Consider the following 3,113-nt stretch of genomic DNA (forward strand, 5'->3'; position numbering starts at 1 on the left):
CCGTTGCCACAACATCCAGGAGTCCAATTGTTTCATGCCGATTTAGAGCACTACTTAGCCATTGTTGAGCGGGTTTATGTTGCGGTGCAGCGGAGTGGAAGGCATAAACGAGAATGTTGACATCAGGAATGATCATCGAGTACCGCCCACACAGCTTCTTTGTTGCTGAGATCAACTAGAGCCGGTCCGCCGCAATCGAAGGAGGGCAGGTTAACGGGGGTGTCTTCGGTACTGATGCGGGCTTCCTTCTTGAGGGCAGCGCGGACCGCCTCTTCGACGTATGAGCTCAAAGTGACATTGTTGGCTTTGGCTTGGACCTTCGTTTCTTCAAGGAGTTTCGGCGGGAGGTTTATCGTCGTGCGCATACCTTTAGGGTAGAAAGCATCAAGTCATCATTCAAGAGGTGCAATGATGTATCTGCCTTCAGGAAGCCGTGAAAGGTTGACTGGTGTCTTAATTCAGTGCGAGCGTCAGGATCAGTACTCCGATGGAGAATGCGAGCATGCCTAAGCAGTTGATCCAGAATGCGCTACCGAGGAAGTGGGCGCGGACATGGGCTGCTGCGGCCGCGCAGAAATAGGCGATGACTCCAATCATGGCTGTGATTCCTACGCCGGGGAACCAGAGGCCGGCAATGAGTCCTACGGCGGCGAGGCACTTGATGACAATGAGCGCCCACCACCAGTCCTTGGGGAGTTTGACGCCGCTGAGGCAGGCTTCGATGAAGGGGACTGGTTTGAGGGAGAGGGCGGCGTCGCCAAGCAGAATGGCTGCTAGTAGAAGGGAGGGCCAGGCTGGGGAAGATTCTAGGATCATTGGGTTACTCCGAATGCGGTGTTGAGGCGTTCGATCGATGAGGCGGCTTGGGATGTGAGGTGCTCGGTGTCGTAGATTCCGGCGGCCCAGCCGATGAGTAAGCCGAGGTAGACGTTGTACAGCAGGTCGGCGTACTCGGCCGCATCGGCGCTGCTGAGCCTGGTGCCGAGTCGCAGGGTGATTTCATCGGTCAGGAGCGTTTTGAGTGCGGTGAGCGCTTCGCCTTGATTGCCTTGTTGGATGAGTGCTGCGCCAAAGGCGCGGGAGAGCTCTTCGTGGCCGGTAAACATCTGGAGGAAAGGTCTCAGGACATCGAGAAGGCTATCGGATTGTCCCCGGATGTCATCGTGGAGTTCTGAAATGTGTTGGCCAATGGTGCAGATGAGCAGCGTTTGTTTGTCGCCGACTCCCATGACGGTTCCCACGCTAACGCCAGCTTCGGATGCGATAGTCCGGATGCTGGTGGTGGCGTAGCCCTGAGTGAGGAAGAGTTCGTAGGCGGTGGCTAGGACCTTGCTGACGGTGCCAGCTTTGGCGGCCGAGCGCGATGAGTGAACGTGTTCAGTGAACATGTTCAAAAGGGTAGCTCTTGATGGTTTCGAGGTCAATGACGCCGAAGTGTTGACAGTTGGCGCTAGGCCAGCGTGGGGAAGACGCGGTCGCGCAGCAGGTGTGCAAGCTCGCGGTCGGGGGCTGCTGGGTTGACCCAGGCGGTGTCGCCGATTTCGGCGGCGGCATGGGGTTCGTCGGCGGTGACGGTGCGGGTGTAGGTGAAGATGGTGCCGACGACGACCTCGCCCGGTTCGTTGGCGGCGGGAGCGTCGAAGGTGCCGAGTTTGTTGAGGCTCTCGGCGTCGAGGGTGAGGCCTACTTCTTCGGCAACTTCGCGCAGGGCGGCGTCGACAAGCGCCTCGCCCGCCTCGGGCTTGCCGCCGGGCAGTTGGTACTTGGTGGAGGACTTCTTGCGCACGGTAAGCACGTGGCCTTGTGGGTTGCGGATGACGACGGCTGCTACTTCAATCATGGCTGCTGATTGTAGGCGGCCTAGAGCAGCGGCAGGAGCACGAGGGCGAGATTGAGTGCGATGACCAGCGCGGCAAGCGTCCAGCCCACGGCCATAGACCAGGGTTTCGCGGCGAACTCACCCATGACGTCCCGGGAGCCGGCATAGCGGAAAAGCGGGATGATGGCGAAGGGGATGCCCAGGGAAAGAAGTGCCTGGCTGACCACCAGTGCCATAGTGGGGTCGACCCCGCAGCCGATGATGACCAGCGCCGGGATGAGCGTGACCAGGCGGCGGACTAGTAGGGGGACCTTGATGTGAAGCAGGCCGTCCATGATTTCGGAGCCGGCGTAGGCGCCCACTGACGTCGAGGCGAGGCCGCTGGCCAGCAGGCCGATGGCGAAGAGAACGCCGGCCAGCGGGCCGAGGTGGCTGGCAATCGCCGTGTGGGCCCCGGAGATGGTCTCTGTGCCGTCCACGCCGTAGAGGGCCGAGCCCGCCAGGACCAGCAGGCCCACGTTGACGAGCCCGGCGATGGACAGCGCCACGGCGATGTCCGCGCGGGTGCCGGCCAGCACGTGGGGGATTTCCAGGTCGGGGTAGCGCTGCTTGGTCAGGGAGGAGTGTAGGTAAATGGCGTGCGGCATGACGGTGGCGCCCAACATGGAGGCGGCCAGCAGGATGCTGTCCTTGCCCTCTAGGCGGGGGATGAGGCCGCCGGCCACGTCGGCGGGGTCGGGCGGGGCGATGGCGAGGCCGGCAAGGAAGCCGATGCAGATGACCAGGAGCAGGCCGATGACAAGCCCCTCGAACCACTGGTTCTTCTTCTGGAAGATGAGGAGAATGATGGAGACCGCGCCGATGATGAGCGCGCCCGCGAACAGGGGGAGGTTGAAGAGGAGTTGCAGGGCAATGGCGCCGCCGATGACTTCGGCGAGGTCGGTGGCCGCGGCGATGAGCTCGGCCTGGGCCCACATGCCTAGGCGCGCGCGGCGGGAGAGACGCTCGCCCATGATTTCCGGCAGGGAGCGGTGGGTGACTAGGCCCAGTTTGGCGGAGTGGTACTGGATGAACATGGCCATGAGGTTGGCCACGACGAGTACCCACACCAGGAGGTAGCCGTAGTGGGAGCCGGCGCTGATGTTGGCGGCTACGTTGCCGGGGTCGACGTAAGCCACTGCAGCAACGAAGGCGGGGCCGGTGAGGCTGATTAAGGTCTTACGCATAGGCATCTCCATACCAAAAGTTCAACTACTTGAAGTATAGTTTTCATCGCCATATGTTCAAGCCAGGG

Annotated in this window: 5 protein-coding genes; all 5 read right to left on the reverse strand. The window is 61.4% G+C overall.

The window, feature by feature from the left end; translation table 11 throughout:
- Positions 1 to 122 precede the first annotated feature (122 nt).
- The 5 genes from QKB66_RS11900 to QKB66_RS11920 all read right to left on the reverse strand — a co-directional run bounded on the left by QKB66_RS11900 (position 123) and on the right by QKB66_RS11920 (position 3,045).
- On the reverse strand, positions 123 to 365 hold the full coding sequence (locus QKB66_RS11900) for a CopG family transcriptional regulator (RefSeq protein WP_005292604.1): 243 nt from the start codon (positions 363 to 365) through the stop codon (positions 123 to 125).
- An 88-nt stretch (positions 366 to 453) separates the two neighbouring features.
- The gene (locus tag QKB66_RS11905; protein WP_005292602.1) at positions 454 to 816 is read right to left on the reverse strand and encodes a DoxX family protein; all 363 of its coding nucleotides are present in this window, start codon (positions 814 to 816) and stop codon (positions 454 to 456) included.
- Entirely contained in the window at positions 813 to 1,388 is a 576-nt protein-coding gene (locus tag QKB66_RS11910; protein WP_248093965.1) for a TetR/AcrR family transcriptional regulator, read from the reverse strand. The genes QKB66_RS11905 and QKB66_RS11910 overlap by 4 nt, the downstream gene beginning before the upstream one ends.
- Positions 1,389 to 1,450: 62 nt before the next feature.
- Complete coding sequence (locus QKB66_RS11915) at positions 1,451 to 1,840, reverse strand: NUDIX hydrolase (RefSeq protein WP_005292595.1); 390 nt, start codon at positions 1,838 to 1,840, stop codon at positions 1,451 to 1,453.
- 20 nt (positions 1,841 to 1,860) lie between these two features.
- Positions 1,861 to 3,045, reverse strand: a complete 1,185-nt coding sequence (locus QKB66_RS11920) for an Nramp family divalent metal transporter (protein WP_011272788.1) — start codon at positions 3,043 to 3,045, stop codon at positions 1,861 to 1,863.
- Positions 3,046 to 3,113: the final 68 nt, after the last annotated feature.

Source organism: Corynebacterium sp. c25Ua_89 (genome assembly GCF_047459735.1).
GTDB classification, from domain to species: Bacteria; Actinomycetota; Actinomycetes; order Mycobacteriales; family Mycobacteriaceae; genus Corynebacterium; species Corynebacterium simulans.

Coding starts and splice junctions, on each gene's coding strand:
- QKB66_RS11920 (WP_011272788.1), bottom strand. CDS start 3,045: ATGCGTAAGACCTTAATCAGCCTCACCGGCCCCGCCTTCGTTGCTGCA.
- QKB66_RS11900 (WP_005292604.1), bottom strand. CDS start 365: ATGCGCACGACGATAAACCTCCCGCCGAAACTCCTTGAAGAAACGAAG.
- QKB66_RS11905 (WP_005292602.1), bottom strand. CDS start 816: ATGATCCTAGAATCTTCCCCAGCCTGGCCCTCCCTTCTACTAGCAGCC.
- QKB66_RS11915 (WP_005292595.1), bottom strand. CDS start 1,840: ATGATTGAAGTAGCAGCCGTCGTCATCCGCAACCCACAAGGCCACGTG.
- QKB66_RS11910 (WP_248093965.1), bottom strand. CDS start 1,388: ATGTTCACTGAACACGTTCACTCATCGCGCTCGGCCGCCAAAGCTGGC.